Here is a 22,109-nt window from a genome sequence, read left to right as displayed (position 1 = left end):
GAGACGATCATGAAAAAGTGGTTATGTGTGGTTTGTGGCCTGATCTACGACGAAGCCGAAGGCTGGCCCAAAGATGGAATCGCTGCCGGGACGCGCTGGGAAGATGTACCTGAAGACTGGGTCTGCCCGGAGTGCGGCGTTGGTAAAAGTGATTTCGAAATGCTTGAAATCGACGAACCCGTCATTGCGGTAGCAACGCCAGCAGTTGCGCCCACGCCAATTGTTGAAGCGCCAGCAAGCGTGCAACCACGCCAGCCGATCGTGATCATCGGCAGTGGCTATGCTGGTTATGGTTTAGCCCAGGCGTTACGCCGGGCAGATGCCAAGGTTGAAATTCGTTTGCTTACCCAGGACTCCGGGCATTTGTATTCCAAGCCTGGACTGTCCATTGCTCTTGCCCAGGGCAAGAGCGTCGAAGGTCTTGCTAGCGAGTCGCCACTGGCTCTGGAAAAGCGTCTGAACATCCGCATCTACCCACACTGCAAGGTCGAGCACATCGACAGTGCCAAGGCTGTGTTGCATACCAGTTTGGGTGAGATGGAATATGGCCAGTTGGTGCTGGCCAGTGGCGCCGCACCCATTCGCCTGCCGATTGCAGGCGATAGCGAGGCCATGCTCAGTGTCAATAACCTGCAGGACTACCAAGCCTTTCGCCAGCGCCTGGCCGGTGCCAGGCATGTGGCGATCCTGGGGGATGGTCTTATTGGTTGTGAGTTTGCCAATGACCTGGTCGGCAAGGGTTATCAGGTCAGCGTCATAGGCCTGGGGCAGTGGCCTATGGAGCGCCTGCTACCGGCGCAGGCCGGACAGCATCTACAAGAGGCGCTGAGCGAGCAGGGCGTCAATTGGTACCTGCAAAACTCGCTGACGCAGATTGACCGGCTGGAACAGGGCTATAGGTTGCAGCTAAGTGATGGTCAAGAGCTGGAGGCCGACCTGGTGCTGTCTGCGGTCGGGCTACGACCCAACCTGCAGCTTGCGCAGAGCGCCGGGATTGCAACCGACCGCGGGATCAAGGTCGACGCGCACTTGCGGACCTCGGTGCCGGGCATTTATGCCCTGGGTGACTGCATTGAAATCGACGGGCAGTTATTGCCCTATCTGGCACCAATCAACCAGGGAATCCAGGCACTGAGCAAAACCTTGCTCGGACAATTGAGCGCGACTGACTACCCACTGATGCCGGTCATGGTGAAAACACCAGCGGCGCCCCTGTGCCTGCTACCACCTGCAACAGGTATCCAGGGAGAGTGGCGCTGCACCTCGACAGAAGATGGCATGAGCGCCGGGTTCTATTGCGCTGCCGGGAAACTGCATGGGTTCGTGCTGCTTGGACGCCAGGCCCAGTTGCAACGCAATAGTTGGCTGCAATCGTGCGAAACCGCGCAACAAGCCGTGGCCTGAGAGGCGCATCATGACGAATAAGAACGCAAATTTACCCTTGGACGACTCAAGTTGCGGCTGGTACAGCGCATTGCATGATCTGCCAGCCGCCAAGCGCCTGCAGGGCCAGCAGCGTGCAGACTACGCCGTCATCGGCGCAGGCTTTGCCGGCCTGGCTGCCGCCAGGCGCCTGGCCGAGCAACTGCCTGAGGCGCGCATCCTTTTGATCGATGCACAGCGCGTTGGGTACGGCGCTTCGGGGCGTAACTCGGGGTTTGTGATTGACCTGCCGCACAAGTTTGCCCTTGAGCATCCGGACCCCGCCCATAAGCAACGCCTGCTAGGGCTTAACCGTGCAGCAATCAGTCAATTGCAAGGCCTGGTCGACCAGCATGGCATTGATTGCCAATGGTCGCACGCCGGTAAATACCAGGGGGCGGTAGGTCCTCGCGGGCAAGCCTACCTTGAGCACTTTGCAAAACTGATGAAAGACCTCGGCGAGCCTTTTGAGTGGGTTGATCGCGGGGCATTAGCCAAGGTCATCGGCAGTCAACATTACAGCCAGGCCATTTTCACCCCGGGCTGCTACCTGATGCAGCCCGCCGCTCTGGTCAATGGCTTGGCTCGTAGCTTGCCGGCCAATGTCGAGTTGCTTGAAGAATCGCCCATCCAGCGGCTTGAGTCGGATGCCAATGGCGGCTGGGTTCTGCATGGCTCACAAGGCCGTATCACTACGCCAAAGCTGCTGTTGGGCACCAGCATATTTACTCAGGAATTCGGTTACCTGCGTAATCGCCTGCTACCAGTGATGACGTTTGCCAGCTGGACGCGGCAACTCACTGATGCTGAGCTCGCCGAGTATGGCGGTCAGCTGGATTGGGGCCTGACTCCGGCTGATCATGCCGGGACCACTGTTCGCATGACTCAGGATCGCCGCTTGATTATCCGCAACACCTACAAGCACGTTCCCAAGTACGGCCGTAGCACCAGTGATGCAATGCGCCAGCAAATTGCGCGAGATCATCGCAAGGCATTTGTGGCGCGCTTCCCGCAACTGGCCGCAGTGCCGTTTACCCATACCTGGGGCGGGGTGTATGCCATTTCTCGCAACTTCACCAACTTCTTTGGTGAGTTGCAGGACGGTGTTTTTGCCTCCGCTTGCGACAACGGTGTCGGCGCGGCATGGGGCACGATTTCCGGCACTTTGCTGGCCGATCTAGCCATAGGCGCAGACTCAAGCCAGTTGCGTGATATTCAAGCGGTTACCGGCATGCCATCGCTCAATCCGCCAGAACCTTTTCTGGGGTTGGGAGTGCGTTCACGCATTCGTTTAGCTGCATTCAACAGCCGGAGTGAAATATGAACAGCCCAACTTCGAGCGTAAAGGTTTCAGGCACAGGCCCGGTGTTGCAGGTTGACCACATGGATCTCGACTTCACCTTGCGCAGCGCCGGTCAGGGCGATGGACAAGCCTTTGTGGCCCGGGCTGTCAGCAACGAAGTCTCGCCCAATATAGGCATTGGATTTGCCCGGTGGGAAGGTGCGCAAGTGGCCTGGACGCTGCTCTATGACGAAGTGGTTTTTGTCATAGAAGGTTGCTTTGAGTTGCAGGCCAATGACCAGCTCTATCGCGTAACACCCGGGCAGTTGTTGTGGATTCCCGAGGGCACCGAGCTGGTCTATGGCGGCCATGCATTGTTCGGCTATGTAGTGCACCCAGGTGACTGGAAGCAACGTCATGGGCTTGTTTGATCAAGGCCAAGAGCCGCCGGTTTTCCAACTGCTCAACAGGATGGAAAACCTTGGCCATGGAAAAAATATCAGTGATAAAAAGTCATAAATCAACTCAATAAAATGGTTTGTACAGCGGTTGGACCTGACTGAATATCGCTCTCCAGCACAAGTCCGGAACCTTGCCTTGTGGTGATTTCGCATTGACGAAACACGCCCCGGAATTGCTTTGAATACAAAAATAATAGCGAGGCCTTGTAATGAAAGAGATAGCTGCAGAGGGTGCTCATGCGCCCGCATTCAATATGCGCATCATGGGGTTGAACTTCCATCGCGTGATCTTCCCTGCATCATTTTTTATCGTGCTGGCACTGGTATTGGCCGCGTTGTATGAGCCTGTTGCCTTTGGCCAGGCCCTTGAGGCGATCAAGGGCTGGATTCTCAAGAATTGTGATTGGTTCATCATGATCATGGGCAATCTGGCCGTGTTGTTTTGTGCCGGTATTGCCCTGTCGCCTTACGGTAGAATCCGCCTGGGCGGTGAGAATGCAAAGCCTGAGTTCAGCACGCTGTCATGGTTCTCCATGATGTTTGCCGCCGGCATGGGTGTCGGCTTGCTCTACTGGGGCGTTGCCGAGCCGGTTGCGCAATACACCGAATGGTGGAAAACACCACTCAACGTGGTTAAGAACACACCAGAGGCGGCTCATGCAGCAATGGGGGCAACCATCTTTCATTGGGGGCTGCACCCCTGGGCGATTTACCTGACAAGTGCCCTGGTAATTGGCTATTTCGCGTTTAACAAAGGCATGCCTTTCTCACTGAGCTCAGGCTTGAAGCCGCTAATAGGCGATGCCTACAAAGGCTTGCCTGGGCAAATCGTCGATGTATTCACAGTCGTGCTGACCGTGTTTGGCCTGGCTACTTCGCTGGGCCTGGGTGCCATGCAGGCAACCGCCGGCATCACCCATGTGCTGGGTATTGCCAACTCCTTCAGCTTTCAGTTGTTGTTTATTTTCACGGTAACCGGCCTTGCAGCTCTTTCATTATGGCGCGGCATGCATGCCGGGGTGAAACTGTTGAGCAACGTCAATATGCTGCTGGCGTTGGCGCTGTTCGTATTGGTGGCTATTGCCGTTGGCGTGGGAACCTTTCTTTCATCAGTGCTGACCGCAGCAGTGGATTATGTCGAGTACTTTGGCCCGCTGGCCAACTGGATCAATCGTCCAGACCCGGATTGGTTTCAAGGCTGGACGGTTTTCTATTGGGCGTGGTGGTGCACCTGGGGACCAATTGTCGGTGTGTTTGTGGCAAGGGTTTCTCGCGGTCGTACGCTGCGGCAATTGGTCTGCGTGGCAATGGTATTTCCAACCATAGCGACTGTTTTCTGGTTTGCCGCTTTTGGCCTTGGTGCCATCAATCAGGTCGCAGCAGGAGAGGGCGCACTCGCAGCAGGGCTGGCCGATATAAATATGGCATTGTTCCAGTTCCTGGAAGTGCTGCCGATGTCGACTATTACCTCCATGCTGGTGGTCGTGCTGCTGGTTATATTCATGGTCACATCGATGGATTCCGGCGCCCTGGTGGTTGATAACCTGGCCGCTGGTGGTGAGCCTGATACCCATGCGGGTCAGCGAATCCTGTGGCTGTTTATGGTGGCGTTGGTCACAGTCACTTTATTCGTGATTGGTGGCGACACTGCACTCAAGGGGATACAGGCTGGGGCTGTCGCGATGGGCCTGCCGTTCATGGCCATTATGCTGCTGATGATGGTCGGCTTTATCAAATCCCTCGTTACCGAGAGGCCAAGCTGAGTCCATCCCTTGGCTGATCAGCAATAACTTTCAAAACCGTTAGCGAGCAGTCGCTAGCGGTTTTTTTGCATCAGCGCTATTGCACTGGGCCATGCATTGATCTTGGCTGAAAGAATTATCAAACACCCCAGCTTATAGGATAAGCGCATAAATATTTCATCTGAGAATGAGATGCAGCCTTGCATTTCTCAGTATCTCGGAATTTTCCTACAGACCCCGAAGAAGCACACTACATCCAGCTGAGTAGTGGCAAAGTAACATTTGCGCCACTCCAAACCGAGGATGGTTCCGGAGTTTATTGAACAGATTCTATTGGAGTTTTACATGAAAACGCTTTCCGCTGCATTTCTGGGTCTTGCCAGTGTCGGTTTGCTGAGCGCCTCGGGCGCCTATGCTGCTGATGGCACTATCACCATTACTGGCCAAGTGGTTGACTCTTCTTGTGATATCGCTGTTAACGGTGCTACTGGCGACGCCACTGTCGTTCTGCCATCCGTATCCAAAACTACCCTGGCCAATCCAGGCGATACCGCTGGCGCGACTTCAGTGAGCATGTCGCTGACCGGTTGCCCCGCTACTGGCAGCGTACGTGCCTACTTCGAGGCCCTGAACGTCGACCAGGCCACAGGTTATTTGATCAACACCGCAGCTGCAACTCCTGCTGAGAATGTACAGGTACAGGTGACTGATGCTTCTGGCACCGGTATCGATCTGCGTACCAATGATAACAACAACTTCGTAGGTTTTACCGACGATGGTGGTACTGGTACCGCGAACCTTGAGTACGGTGTGCAGTACGTCGCCACCGATGCTGCGACAGCTGGTCAGGTAGAGACTCAACTGGTCTATAGCCTCGATTATCAGTAACTCGTTGCCCGGCCGTGGAAGTGATCTGCGGCCGGGGTATTCAGGAGGAGGTTGGTATGCGTAGCGCTCTGAGAAAAATGACATCCTGTTTGCTTGCGGGGCTATTGGTTGCTCCACTGATGGTGCAGGCAGGGGTTCAGATCGCAGGGACGCGCTTTATCTATCCGGCAGGTGAACGTGAGATCAACGTTCGCTTGACTAACACAGCCAATAAACCCGCATTGGTGCAGGCATGGCTTGATGCAGGCGATCCTTCGGTACAGCCAGGTGCCGAGCAGTTACCTTTTGTCGTGTTGCCACCCTTGGTACGGGTTGAAGCCAACAAAGGGCAGACGCTGCGTGTGGTACATGTAGGTGGTCAACTGCCAAAGGATCAAGAGTCGGTGTTCTGGCTCAATGTGCTGGAGGTACCGCCCAGGGCCGAGGGTACAGATGATCGCAACGTCATGCAGTTGGCATTTCGTACACGACTCAAGCTGTTCTACCGTCCCGAAGGGCTTCAGGGCAAGTTGCAAGATGCAGTTGAAAAACTGAGCTGGACACTGGTTCACGCCAGTACCGGTTATGCATTGCAAGCACGCAATGACTCCGCCTTTCATGTCAGTTTTGCCCATATAGAACTGAAGGCGGGCGGCAAGAAGTACAGCCTCGACAGCGGTGGCATGGTTGCACCGCGTGCGACGCAAGATTTTCCTTTGAAAGGGCTCAATGGCCCAGTTTCGAGCGGGCAAGTCCAGGTGAACTGGCTTGATGATTTCGGTGCTAGCCGAGAGCAGAGCTATGAACTGAAACGCTAGCCAAGGATTGCTGCTTTACCTAGCTATCGCTGGCGTCACTAAGTGAACTTGCCTGGTTTCCAGTAGGTGGGTTTGTTCGCCTCGCATAAAAGTCTTTCTGGAAGATTCTAGGTCATCAAAATGAAGATTTTCCGCTGCAGTCATGCAACGGGTGGGCAGACTGTTGCTTATGGAAAGCTACGGCTCACTCCTTTGGCACGGTTAATATGCACAATTATCGGCATGTCTTCAGCCGCAAATACACTGGCTGCTGTCGACCCTGTCGAGGTCGCCACCAGTCCTGTTTTCGATAGCGGTTTCTTGCGTGGAATGGGGCAGGATATCGACCTTTCGCGTTTTGCCAAGGCGGGCATTGTCGTGCCTGGCACCTACACCTTGAATATCACCCTCAACGGCAAGGAACGTATACGTCAGGACGTACGAGTAACTGACGTTGAAGGTAATCAACACTTCTGTTTCTCTACCGCAGACGCCAAACGTTGGGGCGCCAGGCTTGAACAGTTGCCCGACCAGGAGCAGGTTGCGCGAGTTCTGGCCAGCGATTGCGTTGAGGTACAGGCACTCATACCGGGCGCCAGCTTCAGTATGGACGTGGCCGAACTCAGCGGAACCTTGAGCATCCCCCAGGCTTATGCCGGGCGCGTCAAGCGCGGCTACGTCGATCCGACCGAGTGGGATGAAGGCATCACCGCCGCCATCCTCGGTTATCACGGCAACGTATTTCGCAACGAGCGCGATGGCGCGGATACCACCACCGACTACAGCGTAAACATCAATGCTGGGTTGAATGTAAGTGGCTGGCGCCTGCGCCATAACGGCAATTATCGCGACAGCGACGATGGCCCGAGCGAGTACAGCTCGCAAAACAGCTATGCGCAAACCGATATCGACATGTTGCAGTCGCAACTCACCCTCGGTGAATACTTCACTCCGGGCAGTGACTTCGACAGCATCCCGTTCACCGGTATCCAACTGGCCAGCGACGACAGCATGCTGCCGGAGAGCGAGCGTGGTTTCGCGCCTATTGTCCGCGGTACTGCCGAAACCAACGCCAAGGTCACCATCAGCCAGAATGGCAATGTGGTTTATGAGACCAGCGTGGCACCTGGTGCTTTCGTAATCGACGATCTCTACGCCACCGGTTATGCCGGTGACCTTGAGGTTACCGTCACCGAGGCAGACGGGCGTGAAAAAAGCTTTATCGTCCCCTTTGCTGCAGTGGTGCAAATGCTGCGTCCGGGTTCTTCGCGCTTTAACATCGCTTCGGGCAATTATCGCGATGACAACCTTGAAGATGAGCCCTGGTTCACCCAGGCCACTTATCGTCGCGGTATAAGCAACAAGCTGACCGCATACGGCGGCGGTATCCTTGCTGAAGACTACAGCTCGGCCCTGGCCGGTGCGGCTTTCGCTACCCCCATTGGTGCGGTGGCATTCGATGCAACCTTCACCCGAGCCAAAGGCTTGCCCACCATTGGCTCGGGCGAAGATGCCATAGGCGGCGACCTCAATGGTCAAAGCTACCGGATCAGTTACAGCAAGCTGCTGGACGCTACCCGTACCAATTTTTCCCTGGCGGCTTATCGGTTCTCAAGCGAGGAGTTCCTCAGTTTCGGCGACTTCGCCCGCCTGCGCGAGAACGCTGACTCGGCGTCATTGCGTGAACGCAACCGCTTTCAGGTCAATATCAGCCAACCGCTGGGTGATTACGGCGACTTCAACTTCACCGGCCTGACCCGCAACTATTGGGGCGATCAGTCCAACAGCACCACCTTCCAGCTCGGCTATGGCAAAGGCTTCAGTTGGGGCTATATGAACCTGACCGCCAGCCGCGAGATGCAGGACGGCGAGAACAATGACACCTACATGCTCAGCGCCAGTATTCCGCTGGGCTCAGGGGCGCGTCGGCCGATGTTGACCACCACGGCAACACTGGACGATGACAATAACAACTCGATACGTAGCAACCTTTCAGGCTCGGCTGGCGAGTACGGCGAAATGAACTACGGCGTGTACGCCAGTCGCTCGGAAACCAACAACGAGAGCGACAACACCTACGGTGGCAACCTCAACTATCGCACCTCCGCAACCCAGCTCGGTGCCAGCTACAGCCATGGTGATGACTACAAGCAATATTCAGGTTCGGCCACCGGTACTGTGGTCGTCCATTCTGGCGGCGTAGTGTTCAGCCCGGAACGTGGTGAAACCATGGCATTGCTGGTTGCCGAAGGTGCTCCAGGCGCAGAAATAACCAGCGGCCAGGGTAACCGTCTTGATGGCAATGGCGAAGCGCTAAAGGCAGGCCTGACGCCTTACCGTCATAACCCGGTTGGCATCAGCCCGCGCGGCTTGCCGGTGGATGTCGAGTTGCAAACCACTTCGCAGAATGCGGTGCCGCGCCGTGGCGCCGTGGTGCGGCTCGACTATGCAACCATTAGCGGCAAGCCGCTACTGCTACGGGTACAGAACCCCGAGGTGCCATTTGGTGCGAGCGTGGTTGATGCCGACAACCAGGCTGTCGCCATGGTCGGGCAGGGTGGTTTGATCTTCCTGCGTGGCGAGCACCAGGGTTTGAAAGTGGTGTGGGGCCAGTCCTCACAGGAATCCTGCCAGTTGAACTATCAAGTCCCAGCCGATGAGCAGGGCGACAATCCCTATGTGCAAGTGGAAGCAAGTTGTGCCCATGGTTGATGGGGCCAGCGTGTTCCACGCAATTATGTGTGGAACACGAATGTTATTTTTGGGTTTATCGATTTTTAATTCGAAGCAGTTATCAATATATGTTTAACCATGGGTTGTGCGTCTTACGGTGTGCCAGCTATGGAACGGATGGGTCTTCTGATGAAAACTTATAACTGTGCCATACGATCTTTAACTCACACAGAGACAGGCCGGATTCTTGCTTTAGTAGTCGCCTTGGGATGGTCATTTAGCGCCCATGCAGAGCCACCTGCCTGGCAGTGCGAAGGCGCGCCGGTGATAGAGCACAATAACGTGATTGCGCTTGATTTTACTGAGCAAGCATCAATAGGGGAGAGGGTTGATACAACGTTCAACACCGGGCAAGGTGGTGTAGGCAACTGCAATTGTCCAGAGTCTGGGAGTTACACCTCCTACTTCACTAGCACAACTGGCCTGACAGTGACATCGGATGGCTGGTTAAAACTCAACGATAATATAGACGCCAGACTCCGTATTTTTGTCTTGGGCTCTAATAATGTTCTCGTTCCCTTCAGCAAAGTGCCCAATACTGCGAGTTCACCTTGTTCACCTGAGAATGGCATTGTCAACGCCAGCACTGGTAGCCGAGGTCAAGTAGCCTTCAGGATTACTAAACCCTTCGTAGGCGAAATCATCTATTCAGGGCGCCTGGCCACTATGTATTGGCAGATCAATGACAGTAGCGCTGCAGTCGATATGAACTATCCCTACGCGCATGTTAATGCTGATATTAGGCTCAAGGTGCTTGCTTCTTGCCAATTCAGAGCAGGCGATACCTTCACCATTGACTTGGGCGACATCGACAAGGCGGCGCTGACCGAAGGCGGCCTGCCAAAATATGGCTTTACGCCCAAGTCCATTGACCTGAGCTTGGATTGCGTAAATATCGGTAGTTCCGGAAAGGTCAGCTACATGTTCCAGAGCGCCTCGGGTTCAGAGGGGAATCTCTTGTTGACCGACTTGCGAGGTCTAGGAATTGGATTGCACGATGGTGACGACAACCCTGTAGGTTTGGGCGCTGAAAATGCTATCGAAGTGCCTGTTGTTTCCGACACCACATCGTTTTTGCTCAAACCCTATCCTAGCAAGCTACCGGGGGCTGCTGTGGAAAGTGGGAGTTATACAGCGCAGGCAATTGTGACTGTTACTTTACCTTAGAGTATGCCGACAACAACTGAACATCGGTTGCTGGCTCTGACTAAGTATCTGATGTTATCTGCTTTAAGTGTTTTACTATTTACAATTGAGAAAAGCGATGAGCCGTAACTTACTATTTCTAACCATATGCTTGGTGGTGTCTCTTATCCTGATACCAGTCAAACCGGCCATGGCAGGTACCACGAACAATTGTAGCTCGGCTCAATTGCCCTGGAATGGTGTGCTTGATAGCGCAGCCGCAGAGAACCTACCGATAGGGTCTGTTGTTCCCGGTTCGGATGCCATGACTGTGGTGACTATCAATTGCACCAGTGCCTGGGACGACAATCAAGCCTATTGTGCAGGAAACTCTGGGTGGACTGTAAACCCGGTGGGAGGCGCAACACCAATGGAAACCACCATTCCTGGTGTCTATACCTATGCAGGCATGCCAAGTGGTATTGGCTACCAGTTCCTCGACGGCAGTGGGCAGTCATTGCCTTTGGACTCAACCAACCGACATGACACTGGGGTTCCCATACAAACGGGGGACCAGACGATTCCTTTGCATTTTCGTATGGTCAAGACTTCCAATGCCCTGTCATCAGGAAGTCTGAATATCCAGATGTATCTGAGTTGCAATGGCTCCGAATGGTCGAACCGCACCGCAGCCGGCAGCATATTAAATCTTACGGTCAACGCCGAGGTGATTACTGAAACCTGCAGTTTGGTGACTCCCGACGTCCAGGTGCAATTGCCAGAAGTTGCGCGCTCGGACTTCAAGGGTGGCGTTGGCAGCACTGCGGGCTCGACACCCTTTACCTTGGATTTTGAATGTGGTTCCTATGTCGACGCGCGTTTCAATATCAGCGACATGGCTGATCTTAGCAACACCAGCGATACACTGAAGTTAGTCTCCGGATCGACCGCCAGTAATGTCGGGGTGCGCCTGTTGCATCAGGACAGCCCTGTGTACTTGGCGCCAAACGAGGTGTTCGACCAAGGAGGTAGCCTGTTTCCTTTGCTCAACCCGCAAGCGGATACGAGCGTCATCAGCTTGCCGTTTACCGCCGAGTACGTACAGACAGGCGCACCAGTGAGGTCTGGCAGCGTGCAATCCCAAGCCGTTGTGACCATCAGTTACAACTGAGTAACAGTTAGCCATGCAGGCCAGAGTCAACCAAGGATGGATGGCTGCGACTACACTGGGATAGACTGATTCAGTAACTTGATGCAATGGAGTGTGCAAATGCCTGGACAGGCTACTGGGGATGATAAGCGCTTGACGCTTAGGTTGTTGTTCGGGCGGCAGGCTGAAACCTTGCGCAAGGCTGGAAAAAAACATAGGACAATCAGGCCAAAAGGGTGATGCAATGACATCGCGACATATGGCCGGTCAAGGGGATTGCCATGCCCCGTATACACTCAAGCACATTCGCCTAAAGTACCTGGCCGTCCTAATTGTCGCTTTGTTCCTGCCCTTAGTGCTCGGCACAGCCCAAGCTCAGTGCAAGTTTATCAACGGCTTTTCGGTTGAAAACAAGTACCTGGTGCCTAACTCTGGGGTTATTGCTTCAACGAATACGGCTTTTGGCACTCCAATTGGCGCCTATTCAGAACGGCCTAAATCGCTTTCGGCCAACTATGCCAATTGCACCAGCCCCGGCACCGCCAGCCGGACAGTTGCGGGTACGCTGCTCTCCAGCGAGCCTTACACTTACGCGACAGACAATCCTTCAGTTGGGATACGATTCTTCGATGACTCCGCTGCCTATGGTCGGCGTTATTGGGGAGGAGGGGCCGCAGAGTCGAAAACAGGCAACTGGAGCTGGATTGACGGACGGATTGGCGCCGAGCTCATTGCCCTTGGCCCACTGCAAACCACCAGGATCAATATCAGCGCCGTTGCAACGTTCTCCCTGGACGGCCTGGTTGTCATGACTGTACGGGTTGCCAGTGTGACAATCAGTGTACAGACATGCAAAACCTCGGATGTGGCGGTGGACCTCGGTGCGCAACTGGTTAGCAGCTTTTCCGGCCCAGGCTCTACGACGCCGGCGAAAGCCTTCAATATCGAGCTGACAAGTTGCCCGCCAGGTGCCGACGGCATTTTCTATCAGCTCGATCCACTCACAGCGATTCTTCCAGAAGTCGGCCAGTCGGTCGTAGCGCTCGACAGCTCATCATCGGCTACAGGAATTGGCATACAACTGCTCGATGGCAACAGCAATCCTTTCGCCCTGGCGACCAAAACGCAGTTGGCTGAGTACGACAGTGGCCGCGTGGCCGATTATTCGATTCCGTTCGCGGCCCGGTATTACCAAACAGCCTCTAAGGTGACCACTGGCACTGCCAATACAGCCCTGATTTTTACCATTACCTATCATTAATGCCCTAATCATCCGCCAGGTGCTGACAGGGCCTGGCGGATGATTGTGCTGGGGTTGTTTCCGAGAGGGCTTAAAAGGCTACCTTGCCAGGCCCCTTGAGTTGCAGCATTTCGCGTGCTTCATCGGGGGTGGCTATTGTCAGCCCCAAGCCTTCGATAACCTGCCTTGCAGCCAGTACCTGTTCTGCACTGCTAGTTGCCAGGCGACCAGGCCCAGCCCATAGCGAATCCTCAAGTCCAACACGTACGTGGCCGCCCATGGCAACCGACATTGCTGCGATTGGCAATTGATTGCGACCCGCCCCTAGAACCGACCACTCATAGGTGTCGCCAAACAGGCGGTCGGCCGTACGCTTCATATGCATCACATCATCTGGATGCGCGCCTATGCCTCCCATCAAGCCAAAGGCTGTCTGGATAAAAAGCGGACCGCTAACCAGGCCAGCATCGACGAAGTGCTTGAGGTTATAGAGGTGGGCAGTGTCATAGCACTCAAACTCGAATCGCGTGCCGTTGGCGCCCAGGGTTGTGAGCAGGTATTCAATATCCTCGAAGGTGTTGTGGAACAGAATGCCTTTGTCGCCAATGTAGTTGCGTTCCCATTCGTGCTTCAGTTGTCCTTCGAAGCGTTTAAGCATTGGAAACAGGCCAAAGTTCATCGAACCCATATTCAGAGAGGCAACCTCGGGCTGCCATTTGGCGGCGGGGCGAACCCGTTCCTGGATACTCATGGTCGGGGCACCACCGGTGGTGATGTTGACCACGCAATCCGAACGCTGCTTGATCACTTCCAGGAATGGCTGGAAGGCCTCGGCAGTCTGGTCGGGCCGACCATCTTCTGGATTGCGCGCATGCAGATGAACAATGGCAGCCCCCGCCTCAGCAGCGCCAATTGCCGCTTCTGCAATTTCATTGGCAGTAACGGGCAAGTACTCAGACATCGATGGCGTATGGATTGCACCGGTGACGGCACAGGTAATGATAACTTTGCGTTTGCTGGACATGATGACTTGTTCTCCTGATGCTAGTTGTTGGAATGAAGAAATCGGCTCAGTTGAGCCAGCAGCGCATCTCGCCGCAGACTTAGCTCCGGGACCTCGGATGGCGCAGGCATCTGGGCTGCAACTATTTGTGCAGCTCGTTCGCTAAAGGCTTCTCCACGGGCTGCGTTGTCGCTTAGGCGCGCCATGGTTGGGCCGTAGCGCTTGAGATAATCTTTCACTCCGCCAGGTGCGTTCAGGTTGATGGTTGCCATCGGGCCCAGAAATACCCAGCGCCGGCCCAGGCCATGACGGATAGTGTCATCCAGCCCCAGTGGGGTAACCACGCCTTGCTCGATTAGGCTCAATGCTTCGGCAAGGACGACGGCTTGCAGCCGGTTAAGAACGAAACCGTCGATCTCTCGGCTTAGCCGGACTGGCACCTGGGCCACGGCATGCATCAGTGCTTCAGCACGGTTCATTACCTCTGGTGCCGTGTCGGGGCCAGGGCATAGCTCGACGACTGGAATGACATGGGGAGGATTTACCGGGTGCGCCACTAGGATGCGTGCACGGCCAGCTAAGCCTTGGGCGAAGCTTGAAGCAACCAAGGCTGAGCTAGAGGAGGCGAGAATAGCCTGCGGTGCAGTGAGACGATCAAGCTCGGCGTAAATTTCACGCTTTATCTCAAGGTTTTCCGGGCCGTTTTCCTGCACCCATTCCACCTTGTCTACGGCCTCGGCCATGCTGCTCAAGACAGTTACATGGGCGAGGGCAGCAGGATCGTCGCCACTGCGGCGACATGTTTCCGAGAGTTCATCCATTACCCGTGCACGAACATCCTGATCCGGGTCCCACAGCCTGACGTCGCACCCTGCGCGGGCAAAAACCAAAGCCCAAGCGCGACCGATAAGCCCGCCTCCGATAATGGCGATGCACCGAGTTGTCTGCTCTTGGCTCACTTGGCCTCCCATTTGCGCAGTGCTTGGCACAGATCACTTGCCGCACCAGAAATGTCGCTGGCAATGGCCAGCTGCAGGGCGTCTGCATCACCAACCCGCAGGGCTTGCAGTGCTGCACTGTGGCTGGCCATCGAGTGCTCGAAATGCAGTGGCTCGGTCAAGGCAATGCGAATGAGCGGCCCAACCCGCAGCCACAGGCTTTCGATTTGGTTCATCAGTATTGGCCGATCGGCAGCGCGATAGATCAGCGAATGAAAACGCCAGTTGTTTTCAAGGTACATATCGACATCGCGGGTTTCAGTGGCGCGTGTCATCAGGTTGAAGGCGTTATTGATAACGCGCATCTGGGCTGACCCGATCCGATTGATCGCCTGGGCTGCAGCAAAACCTTCGAGGTTGACGCGAATATCGCGAATCTCAGTCAATTCTGCGTCGGTCAGGATAGGGACCCGCAGAACTCGATTACCGCCAAAGGTCTCCAGGCCGCCATCTCCCTCAAGCCGTCGCAATGCCTCGCGCACCGGTGTGACGCTGGTCTCCAGGACTGCCGCTGCCTTGCGCAGGCTGATCTCCTCGCCAGGATGGAAGTATCCGCTGATCAGTGCGTGACGAAGCGTTGCGTAGACCAGTGACTGCGCTGTTGCGCCTTCCTGAAGGGCCAGCGGTCCCAGTCGTGCCCAACTGTCATGTGGGCCATCTTTCGCCAGAGGTGGAGTTGACTGATCCAAAGTGTGATCTCGCTTTTATCGAATATTTTTTAGAATGCAGCACGAATCGAATATTAGTCAATCAATATGGGTTCTGCCAAACGTGTTGACGCTTCAAAGTCGCGTACATATAGTAACTGTGATCACGGTTTGTGACGATCGCTTAACCATTGATTGCCAATCAGCAGTCGAGAAATGGGTTTTCAGAGGAAGAATAAGAAAATGAAAAACTTTATTTTTGCCATCGCAGCCACGGCTGCCACCTGCTTCATGGCCAGCACTGCCACAGCTGAAGAAACCCGGGTGTTTGATGTGAGTCTGCCGCTGGGCAAGGAATCGCATCACGCCGTGGGTGTACTGAAATTCGGTGAAGAGCTTTCAAGGCTATCTAACGGACGTCTGACAATCCGCCCGCACTATGACAACGCACTTGGTGGCGAGCGTGAGGTAGTGGAGGGCATTGGCTTTGGCCTGATCGATATGGGCATCAGCTCGACTGGCCCCATGGGCGGTTTTGTCGATGAATTCATGCTGTTCGATCTGCCGTATATCTTCCGTACCCCTGAACAGGCCTACGGCTTTCTTGACAGCAAATACGGTGACCAACTGGCGAAAAAGCTGGAGGATCAAGTGGGTGTGAAGATTCTTTGCTGGATGGAAAACGGATACCGGCATAACACCAACAATGTGCGGCCCCTGCACACCCCTGATGACCTCAAAGGCATCCGCCACCGTACCCAGGAAAGCCGGGTACAGGTTGATACCTGGACAGCGCTGGGCGCTGATGCTTCCCCAATGGCCTGGACCGAAGTCTTTACCGCGCTGCAGCAAGGGGTGATCGATAGCCAGGAAAATCCGATCGCGACCATCTATGACGTCAAGTTCTACGAGGTGCAGAAATACCTGAACCTGACTCAGCATGTGTACTCGCCAGCCCCCTTCATGATGGGGGCGAAGCTGTTCAACTCCCTGTCCGAGTCAGACCAGGCGATCGTTCTCCAGGCTGCAAAAACGGCTTTGACGGTGCAACGCGAAGCATCCCAACGCATGGAGAAAGAACTTATCGTCAAGCTTGGAGAGCTGGGGATGGTTGTCACACGCCCGGATCTCGACGCGTTTCGCGAGCGCGTACAACCTGTGATCAGCAAGTGGAAAGAGAAAGTCGGCCCCGAATTGGTGGATGCCGCAATCAACTTCAAGCCTTGATTGCACGCTCTTTTAAGCGGGTCTTCTACCTGGCCCGCCACTTTGAATATTTCAGGAGATTCTCATGCAAGTCGTCATGCGCAAGCTAGTGCAGGGAGTGGATCGCATCAATTGGTTGTGCGGTTGGTTTCTGGCAGCACTGCTGCTGGTAATGACTGTACTGATCAGTTGGCAGGTCTTCGCTCGATACGTGATGGGGCACTCGCTCACATTCTCCGAGGAAGTGGCACGTTTCTCGATGGTCTGGATGACCATGCTGGGTGCGGCATATGCCTATCGACATGGTTCGCTGATTGCTGTCGAGTTGCTGTCGGGGTTTGCGAATGGTCGTTTTGCCCGGGAACTGCGCCTGCTGGTTGCGCTGGTGTCCTGCGTCTTTGCGTGGGTATTGCTGACAGAGGGACTTCACATCACGGAACGGGTAGTGGGGCAGACCTCGCCTAGCCTCAGAGTGTCGATGGGCTGGCTCTACGCCGCTGTTCCGGCGGGTGCGGCGATGATATTTATCAACGCCTTCGCGATCATCGCTGACACCTTTACCGCGAAAAAGGACTAGGTCATGGCCGCGCTTTTATTTGGATCACTACTATTATTGCTGGCCATCGGTGCGCCCGTGACTTTCGCGCTTGGGCTGGCGGCGATTATCGCAATCTGGATGGGCGATATCATGCCGATGCTGATCGTCCCACAAGAGATGATCCGTTCAGTCAATTCATTTCCGTTGCTGGCTATCCCATTTTTTATTCTCGCCGGCGACTTGATGCAGCGTGGTGGCATCTCGCACCGGCTGGTTGAGTTCTCGCGCACGCTGGTTGGCAGCATGAATGGCGGCCTGGCCATGGTTGCAATTGTCACATCGGCGTTTTTCGCAGCCATTTCAGGCTCTGGCGCAGCAACCACTGCAGCAGTCGGGGCAATCTTGATTCCGGCGATGATCAGCCAAGGCTACAGCGCTTCATATGCCGCAGCCAATCAGGCCGCTTCAGGTGCCCTGGGCGTGATTATTCCGCCGAGTATTCCGCTGATTCTCTATGCCATTGCCGCAAACCAATCCGTTGGCGCCATGTTCACCGCAGGGTTCTTGCCTGGGTTTGTCGTTGTTGGGTCGCTGATGATCTTTGCCTACTGCCGAGCACTGCAACATCCGGCAACCCGTGGCGAGCCTTCAAGTATCGGTGAAATATTCAGGGCAGGGCGCAAGGCTATCCTCGCTTTGCTGATGCCTGCGCTGATCTTGGGTGGCATCTATGGCGGCATAGTCACGCCAACAGAAGCAGCCGTTATTGCCGTGGTCTATTCATTCATAGTCGGGGCCGTTATCTACCGTGAGCTACCGCTGCGTGATATCCCGAATATCTTGCGCAGGTCCGCCATTACTTCGGCAGTTGTGCTGAGCATCATTGCCACGGCAGGTCTCTATGGACGAATTATCCTTTCCTTGCAGATTCCAGCGGCCATTTCAGAGCTAGTCGTCGGCGTCATCGAGAGTCCATGGCAGTTCATTATCCTGGTCAATGTGCTGCTGTTGTTTGTTGGAATGTTCCTCGAAGCAGCTGCTGCGATCCTGATCTTCACGCCTATTCTTCTGCCGATTGCCCTTAATTTCGGAATTAATCCAGTGCACTTCGGCATCATCATGGTGGTGAACCTGGCCATGGGCATGTTCACGCCACCGGTTGGGCTCAACCTGTTTATTGCCTCACAGATATCACGTACTTCAATCGCGAATCTGACACGGGCAATCCTGCCATTTGTCGCGCTTATGCTCGCGGTTCTGATGATTATCAGCTTCGTTCCCTGGCTTTCGCTGTCGATACTCGGCAGGTAGAACAGCCTCAATCTAATAATAAAGGAGTGCTTTAAATGGAGCTTTCTCTTACAGATGCCCGCATCATTGTCACGGCGGGCGCTGGCGGTATAGGGCGCGCGATTGTCGATGCTTTTCGCGAGGAGGGCGCACAGGTCGCCACCTGTGATATTGATGACTCAGCCCTTGCCACGTTGCCCGACGATGTCTTCAGACAGAAGGTGGATGTCGCGGATAGCCGTGCCTTGACGCAATTCATAGAGGCTGCCGTTAAGCACCTTGGCGGGCTTGATTGCCTGGTCAACAACGCTGGCATTGCTGGTCCTACAGGACGAATCGAAGCGCTTGAAGTTGGCCAGGTTGAGCAATGCCTGGCGATCTGTCTGACCAGCCAGTTCGTCACTATCGGTCGTGCCGTGCCGCACCTGCGACAGAGCCGGAATCCATCGATCGTTAATATTTCTTCGCTGGCCGGACGCCTGGGCTTCAAGCTGCGCAGCCCTTATGCCGCGGCCAAATGGGGCGTGATCGGCTTGACCAAGTCCATGGCGATTGAACTGGGACCAGACAAGATCCGGGTCAATGCGGTTCTGCCTGGTATCGTTTCAGGTGATCGCCAGCGCAGGGTGCTGGAAGCTCGCGCCGAGGCAAAAGGCGCTAGTTTCGAAGAGACAGAGCGTGAGGCGTTTTCATTTACGTCGATCCATGACTATGTCACTCCGCAACAGATCGCCGACCAGGTTGTCTTCCTGGCCAGCCCGCGCAGCAAAACCCTGTCAGGACAAGCCATTTCAGTGTGCGGAGATACGGGAATGCTTGGTTGATCAGAAGGTTGTTAAACGCAGGCCAGGTGGCCAGGGTATAGTCCGTTACGCTCGAGGCGGGTTGCAGCACCTCGAGCCAATGCCAAGATTACGACATTAATCAAACTCTAACTTTGTGTGGCTCAGTGTTTGCCCGGCTGTCATGCCATGCTGTCGCTTGTTCTCATCTGGGTTAGCTTTTGATCGCATCGGGGCACCGCAGTTCGCGGCTCGATACTCCCAGCGGTTCTCGCTCAGCAATTCCAAAACTTGCCGGTGGAAACGCTCCAGCGAAGCATTATGGCCGATGCTGATCAAGATGGTTTCGGGCAGTGCCTGCTTGAGCAACTGATAACAACCTTCCTCGTTCGCGGCATCCAGTGCCGAACTGCTTTCGTCAAGAAATAACACGGATGGGCGGGCCATCAACGCTCGCACGAAGGCGCAGCGCTGCTGTTCGCCGATGCTCAGGGTTTGCGCCCAGTCATGCACCTGATCCAGTTGCTCGATCAGGTGTTGCAGGCCGATTTGCTGCATGGTCTGGATGAGCGTGGCATCTTCTTCGCGCTGAGGTGGGTTTGGATACCAGAGCGCCTCGCGCAGGTTGCCCAATGGCAGGTAGGGTTTTTGCGAGAGTGTGAGCGCATGCTCCCGGTCGTAATAAGTCGAACCCGAAGCATGGGGCCACAGCCCTGTAATCGCCCGAACCAGCGTTGATTTACCATAGCCTGACGGTGCGCTGATCAATAGGCTGTCGCCGGGTTCGAGTGAAAGATTGAAGCCGTTGAGCAAGCGCCGACCACTTGGCAGCCAGATGGCTAAATCCTTGACCTGCAGAGCTTTGAGCTGATGCTTGTGCACGACCCCTGAGTTCACATCGACCTTGTCAAGACGTTTCTGGAAACCGATCAATCGGTCGATCACCGATTTCCACTCGGTCAATTCCGGGAACACCTCCACCAGGTAGGCAATGGCTGCGTGCACTTCACCAAAGGCGGAACTTATCTGAGTCAGGCGGCCGAGGGGGAATGCGCCAGCAAAGAATTGCGGTGCCATGATAAACATGGGAATAACCGTGGCGCTGCGCAAGTAGAAGGTTGAGTAACCCATGATCAGCTTTTGCTTTTTCACCAATTCCCAGAAGTTCTGCAGCGCAGCCTCCAGGCGTTGGTTGAAGCGGGCGTTCTCCAGCGTTTCGCCTTGATACTGGGCGACCGAGTCGGCGTTCTCCCGCAGGCGCATCAGGGAGAAGCGAAAGTCGGCTTCACGGCGCTGTTGAATGAAGTTCAGCCGGGGTAATGCACGCCCTAGCCAGAACGCGAAACCCGTGCCCAGCAGGGCATAAATCAATGCGACCCATACCAGCAAACCCGGAATGACCACGGACTCACCGGCGAACGGCACGTTGACCAGGCTAGAGGCTTGCCAGAGGATGTGCAGGAAGGAAAACAGCGACACCACGGATGTCATTAACCCCAGGCTCAGCTTGAGCGACTTGATGATGAACAGGTCAATGTCTTCGGCAATCCGCTGATCGGGGTTGTCGACGTCGGTTTCGGTCAGTTTAAGCTTTTGATAACGCTGCTTGCCCAGCCATTGCTCAAGCATGTTGTTGGTGGCCCAGCGACGCCAGCGCAAGGTTAATTTTTGCTGGAAGTGAAACGCCGCAACGGTAAAGCTTGCCAAGCCAATTTGCAGCAGGATGAACTGCACGCCACCCAGGAGAAAACCAGGATAATCCTTGGCCTGCAATGCGTTATAGAAGTGCAGGTTCCAGAAATTGTTGAGGATATTGACCCCCACCAGACACAGGTTCATTAGTACAGTGGCCAAAAGCAACAGCAGGGCCGGGTACTTTTGTTCAGAGACCCAGAAAGGCCGAGAAATGCGCCAGAAACTGCGGAGTGTATGCATAGGGGCTTGGGGAATCCGGTTGCTGACGACGTTGAGTTTGCACGGGCGGAAGGATAGGATTCGCCAATGCTAATCGTTTGCATTCAATAGTGAAAGTCACGGGAGCCCCATATCGAATTTCCAGAATGGCTAAATCAGGCCTGGCCGCCGATACAAAGGGTAATCCGGCATGACTCTGGTATTCAGTCGTCCATTGCATTGAGCCGGGTTGCCGAGTCCGAGACGCTGCTGCCCTTGCTGGCCCAATTCGCCTTGCTTTATCCAGGGATCAACCGCGCAGCGGTGGTTTCACAGTGGTCGATGAACTATATGAGCATTGTCCTGCCCGCCACTCTGGCCTGTGTCCTCACCCGTGACTGTGCGATCGATTTCTGGGGCGAGGGGGCTGTGTTGTTGCACGATAATGGGCAACCTCTGGCTCTGGGATTGCCCAGCCAACCCTCATATTTAGCCACCGAAGAACGTACGGACTATTGGTCACGGCTGACCCATGAACACCTGGCACCGCTTTTCACCACCCTTGCTGGTGCCGGGGGGCTGGCGCCGAAAATTCTCTGGGGCAATATGGTTGCCATCTGGGACGGGGCCTTCGCACGAATGGATGCCGATTTGTCCCGAGACGGATTCGCCAAGGCGCACCGCTGGCTGGAGCAGGCAACAGTGAACGATGGCCGCCTGAAATTACGGGGCCTGCAACGCATGGTTGAGTCCCCCGCGCCGCAGGTTTGTCCCTGTTTGCCGCTGCGCCGACATTGCTGCCTGCATTACCAATTGCATGCGCCCGTCGAGGGTCAGACGCCTGTGCTTTGTGAGTCGTGCCCCAAACTGCATCGTCTGCCCCTGGAAGAGCAGGTGAGTTACCTGCAATCCATCTATCAAGACGATTAAACC

General features: G+C 55.1%; 19 protein-coding genes and 1 pseudogene. 16 read left to right on the top strand and 4 right to left on the bottom strand.

The window, feature by feature from the left end; all coding sequences use genetic code 11:
- Nucleotides 1–9: 9 nt before the first annotated feature.
- The 11 genes and pseudogenes from CHB79_RS22160 to CHB79_RS05640 all read left to right on the top strand — a co-directional run.
- Nucleotides 10–171: pseudogene (locus tag CHB79_RS22160) on the top strand (rubredoxin); the annotation flags it as partial.
- On the top strand, nucleotides 160–1,404 hold the full coding sequence (locus CHB79_RS05685; RefSeq protein ID WP_245851365.1) for an FAD-dependent oxidoreductase: 1,245 nt from the start codon (nucleotides 160–162) through the stop codon (nucleotides 1,402–1,404). The pseudogene CHB79_RS22160 and the gene CHB79_RS05685, both read left to right, overlap by 12 nt.
- A gap of 10 nt (nucleotides 1,405–1,414) precedes the next feature.
- Complete coding sequence (locus CHB79_RS05680; protein WP_089359155.1) at nucleotides 1,415–2,746, top strand: NAD(P)/FAD-dependent oxidoreductase; 1,332 nt, start codon at nucleotides 1,415–1,417, stop codon at nucleotides 2,744–2,746.
- Nucleotides 2,743–3,135, top strand: a complete 393-nt coding sequence (locus CHB79_RS05675) for an ethanolamine utilization protein EutQ (RefSeq protein WP_089359154.1) — start codon at nucleotides 2,743–2,745, stop codon at nucleotides 3,133–3,135. The genes CHB79_RS05680 and CHB79_RS05675 overlap by 4 nt, the downstream gene beginning before the upstream one ends.
- 239 nt (nucleotides 3,136–3,374) lie before the next feature.
- Nucleotides 3,375–4,928, top strand: a complete 1,554-nt coding sequence (locus CHB79_RS05670; protein WP_089359153.1) for a BCCT family transporter — start codon at nucleotides 3,375–3,377, stop codon at nucleotides 4,926–4,928.
- Between the two features lie 324 nt (nucleotides 4,929–5,252).
- The gene (locus CHB79_RS05665) at nucleotides 5,253–5,795 is read left to right on the top strand and encodes a fimbrial protein (protein WP_010678651.1); all 543 of its coding nucleotides are present in this window, start codon (nucleotides 5,253–5,255) and stop codon (nucleotides 5,793–5,795) included.
- A gap of 56 nt (nucleotides 5,796–5,851) precedes the next feature.
- A complete protein-coding gene (locus CHB79_RS05660; RefSeq protein WP_089359152.1) occupies nucleotides 5,852–6,592 on the top strand; it encodes a fimbrial biogenesis chaperone in 741 nt (246 codons plus the stop codon).
- Between the two features lie 222 nt (nucleotides 6,593–6,814).
- Nucleotides 6,815–9,283 (top strand): fimbria/pilus outer membrane usher protein, encoded by a 2,469-nt coding sequence (locus CHB79_RS05655; protein ID WP_089359151.1) that lies wholly within the window; start codon nucleotides 6,815–6,817, stop codon nucleotides 9,281–9,283.
- Between the two features lie 150 nt (nucleotides 9,284–9,433).
- Nucleotides 9,434–10,471 carry a fimbrial protein gene (locus tag CHB79_RS05650; protein ID WP_176443128.1) on the top strand — a complete coding sequence of 346 codons (1,038 nt, stop codon included), beginning with the start codon at nucleotides 9,434–9,436 and terminating at the stop codon, nucleotides 10,469–10,471.
- A gap of 388 nt (nucleotides 10,472–10,859) precedes the next feature.
- Complete coding sequence (locus CHB79_RS05645) at nucleotides 10,860–11,600, top strand: fimbrial protein (RefSeq protein WP_176443127.1); 741 nt, start codon at nucleotides 10,860–10,862, stop codon at nucleotides 11,598–11,600.
- Nucleotides 11,601–11,823: 223 nt separating this feature from the next.
- Nucleotides 11,824–12,840, top strand: a complete 1,017-nt coding sequence (locus tag CHB79_RS05640; protein WP_089359148.1) for a fimbrial protein — start codon at nucleotides 11,824–11,826, stop codon at nucleotides 12,838–12,840.
- A 70-nt stretch (nucleotides 12,841–12,910) separates the two neighbouring features.
- On the opposite strand, the gene kce is transcribed toward CHB79_RS05640, so the two are convergent.
- The 3 genes from kce to CHB79_RS05625 are packed head-to-tail and all read right to left on the bottom strand — an operon-like array spanning nucleotide 12,911 to nucleotide 15,509.
- Nucleotides 12,911–13,843, bottom strand: coding sequence for a 3,5-dioxohexanoate:acetyl-CoA acetone transferase (gene kce, locus CHB79_RS05635; RefSeq protein WP_089359147.1), 933 nt, complete (start codon nucleotides 13,841–13,843; stop codon nucleotides 12,911–12,913).
- A gap of 20 nt (nucleotides 13,844–13,863) precedes the next feature.
- Complete coding sequence (locus tag CHB79_RS05630) at nucleotides 13,864–14,781, bottom strand: 3-hydroxyacyl-CoA dehydrogenase NAD-binding domain-containing protein (RefSeq protein WP_245851345.1); 918 nt, start codon at nucleotides 14,779–14,781, stop codon at nucleotides 13,864–13,866.
- Complete coding sequence (locus CHB79_RS05625; protein ID WP_010678643.1) at nucleotides 14,778–15,509, bottom strand: GntR family transcriptional regulator; 732 nt, start codon at nucleotides 15,507–15,509, stop codon at nucleotides 14,778–14,780. The genes CHB79_RS05630 and CHB79_RS05625 overlap by 4 nt, the downstream gene beginning before the upstream one ends.
- 201 nt (nucleotides 15,510–15,710) lie before the next feature.
- Between CHB79_RS05625 and CHB79_RS05620 the strand changes: the two genes are divergently transcribed.
- From CHB79_RS05620 to CHB79_RS05605, 4 genes are all read left to right on the top strand, one after another.
- On the top strand, nucleotides 15,711–16,694 hold the full coding sequence (locus CHB79_RS05620; protein ID WP_010678642.1) for a TRAP transporter substrate-binding protein: 984 nt from the start codon (nucleotides 15,711–15,713) through the stop codon (nucleotides 16,692–16,694).
- Between the two features lie 64 nt (nucleotides 16,695–16,758).
- On the top strand, nucleotides 16,759–17,250 hold the full coding sequence (locus CHB79_RS05615; RefSeq protein ID WP_089359145.1) for a TRAP transporter small permease: 492 nt from the start codon (nucleotides 16,759–16,761) through the stop codon (nucleotides 17,248–17,250).
- 3 nt (nucleotides 17,251–17,253) lie between these two features.
- Entirely contained in the window at nucleotides 17,254–18,522 is a 1,269-nt protein-coding gene (locus CHB79_RS05610) for a TRAP transporter large permease (protein ID WP_089359144.1), read from the top strand.
- A gap of 35 nt (nucleotides 18,523–18,557) precedes the next feature.
- On the top strand, nucleotides 18,558–19,325 hold the full coding sequence (locus CHB79_RS05605; RefSeq protein WP_089359143.1) for an SDR family oxidoreductase: 768 nt from the start codon (nucleotides 18,558–18,560) through the stop codon (nucleotides 19,323–19,325).
- A gap of 96 nt (nucleotides 19,326–19,421) precedes the next feature.
- On the opposite strand, the gene CHB79_RS05600 is transcribed toward CHB79_RS05605, so the two are convergent.
- Nucleotides 19,422–21,218 (bottom strand): ABC transporter ATP-binding protein/permease, encoded by a 1,797-nt coding sequence (locus CHB79_RS05600; RefSeq protein ID WP_089359142.1) that lies wholly within the window; start codon nucleotides 21,216–21,218, stop codon nucleotides 19,422–19,424.
- A gap of 198 nt (nucleotides 21,219–21,416) precedes the next feature.
- On the opposite strand from CHB79_RS05600, the gene fhuF reads away from it, so the two are divergent.
- Complete coding sequence (fhuF, locus tag CHB79_RS05595) at nucleotides 21,417–22,106, top strand: siderophore-iron reductase FhuF (protein WP_089359141.1); 690 nt, start codon at nucleotides 21,417–21,419, stop codon at nucleotides 22,104–22,106.
- Nucleotides 22,107–22,109 lie beyond the last annotated feature (3 nt).

It is taken from the genome of Pseudomonas segetis (genome assembly GCF_900188155.1).
Classification (GTDB): domain Bacteria; phylum Pseudomonadota; class Gammaproteobacteria; order Pseudomonadales; family Pseudomonadaceae; genus Aquipseudomonas; species Aquipseudomonas segetis.
This window is presented reverse-complemented; position numbering and strand designations above follow the sequence as displayed.

What these genes read in the sequence shown, in the direction of transcription:
- CHB79_RS05645 (WP_176443127.1), top strand. Translation starts at nt 10,860, where the DNA reads ATGGAAACCACCATTCCTGGTGTCTATACCTATGCAGGCATGCCAAGT.
- CHB79_RS05660 (WP_089359152.1), top strand. Translation starts at nt 5,852, where the DNA reads ATGCGTAGCGCTCTGAGAAAAATGACATCCTGTTTGCTTGCGGGGCTA.
- CHB79_RS05655 (WP_089359151.1), top strand. Translation starts at nt 6,815, where the DNA reads ATGTCTTCAGCCGCAAATACACTGGCTGCTGTCGACCCTGTCGAGGTC.
- CHB79_RS05665 (WP_010678651.1), top strand. Translation starts at nt 5,253, where the DNA reads ATGAAAACGCTTTCCGCTGCATTTCTGGGTCTTGCCAGTGTCGGTTTG.
- CHB79_RS05620 (WP_010678642.1), top strand. Translation starts at nt 15,711, where the DNA reads ATGAAAAACTTTATTTTTGCCATCGCAGCCACGGCTGCCACCTGCTTC.
- CHB79_RS05670 (WP_089359153.1), top strand. Translation starts at nt 3,375, where the DNA reads ATGAAAGAGATAGCTGCAGAGGGTGCTCATGCGCCCGCATTCAATATG.
- CHB79_RS05685 (WP_245851365.1), top strand. Translation starts at nt 160, where the DNA reads ATGCTTGAAATCGACGAACCCGTCATTGCGGTAGCAACGCCAGCAGTT.
- CHB79_RS05675 (WP_089359154.1), top strand. Translation starts at nt 2,743, where the DNA reads ATGAACAGCCCAACTTCGAGCGTAAAGGTTTCAGGCACAGGCCCGGTG.
- CHB79_RS05600 (WP_089359142.1), bottom strand. Translation starts at nt 21,218, where the DNA reads ATGCATACACTCCGCAGTTTCTGGCGCATTTCTCGGCCTTTCTGGGTC.
- CHB79_RS05615 (WP_089359145.1), top strand. Translation starts at nt 16,759, where the DNA reads ATGCAAGTCGTCATGCGCAAGCTAGTGCAGGGAGTGGATCGCATCAAT.
- CHB79_RS05680 (WP_089359155.1), top strand. Translation starts at nt 1,415, where the DNA reads ATGACGAATAAGAACGCAAATTTACCCTTGGACGACTCAAGTTGCGGC.
- CHB79_RS05640 (WP_089359148.1), top strand. Translation starts at nt 11,824, where the DNA reads ATGACATCGCGACATATGGCCGGTCAAGGGGATTGCCATGCCCCGTAT.
- kce (WP_089359147.1), bottom strand. Translation starts at nt 13,843, where the DNA reads ATGTCCAGCAAACGCAAAGTTATCATTACCTGTGCCGTCACCGGTGCA.
- CHB79_RS05650 (WP_176443128.1), top strand. Translation starts at nt 9,434, where the DNA reads ATGAAAACTTATAACTGTGCCATACGATCTTTAACTCACACAGAGACA.
- CHB79_RS05605 (WP_089359143.1), top strand. Translation starts at nt 18,558, where the DNA reads ATGGAGCTTTCTCTTACAGATGCCCGCATCATTGTCACGGCGGGCGCT.
- CHB79_RS05610 (WP_089359144.1), top strand. Translation starts at nt 17,254, where the DNA reads ATGGCCGCGCTTTTATTTGGATCACTACTATTATTGCTGGCCATCGGT.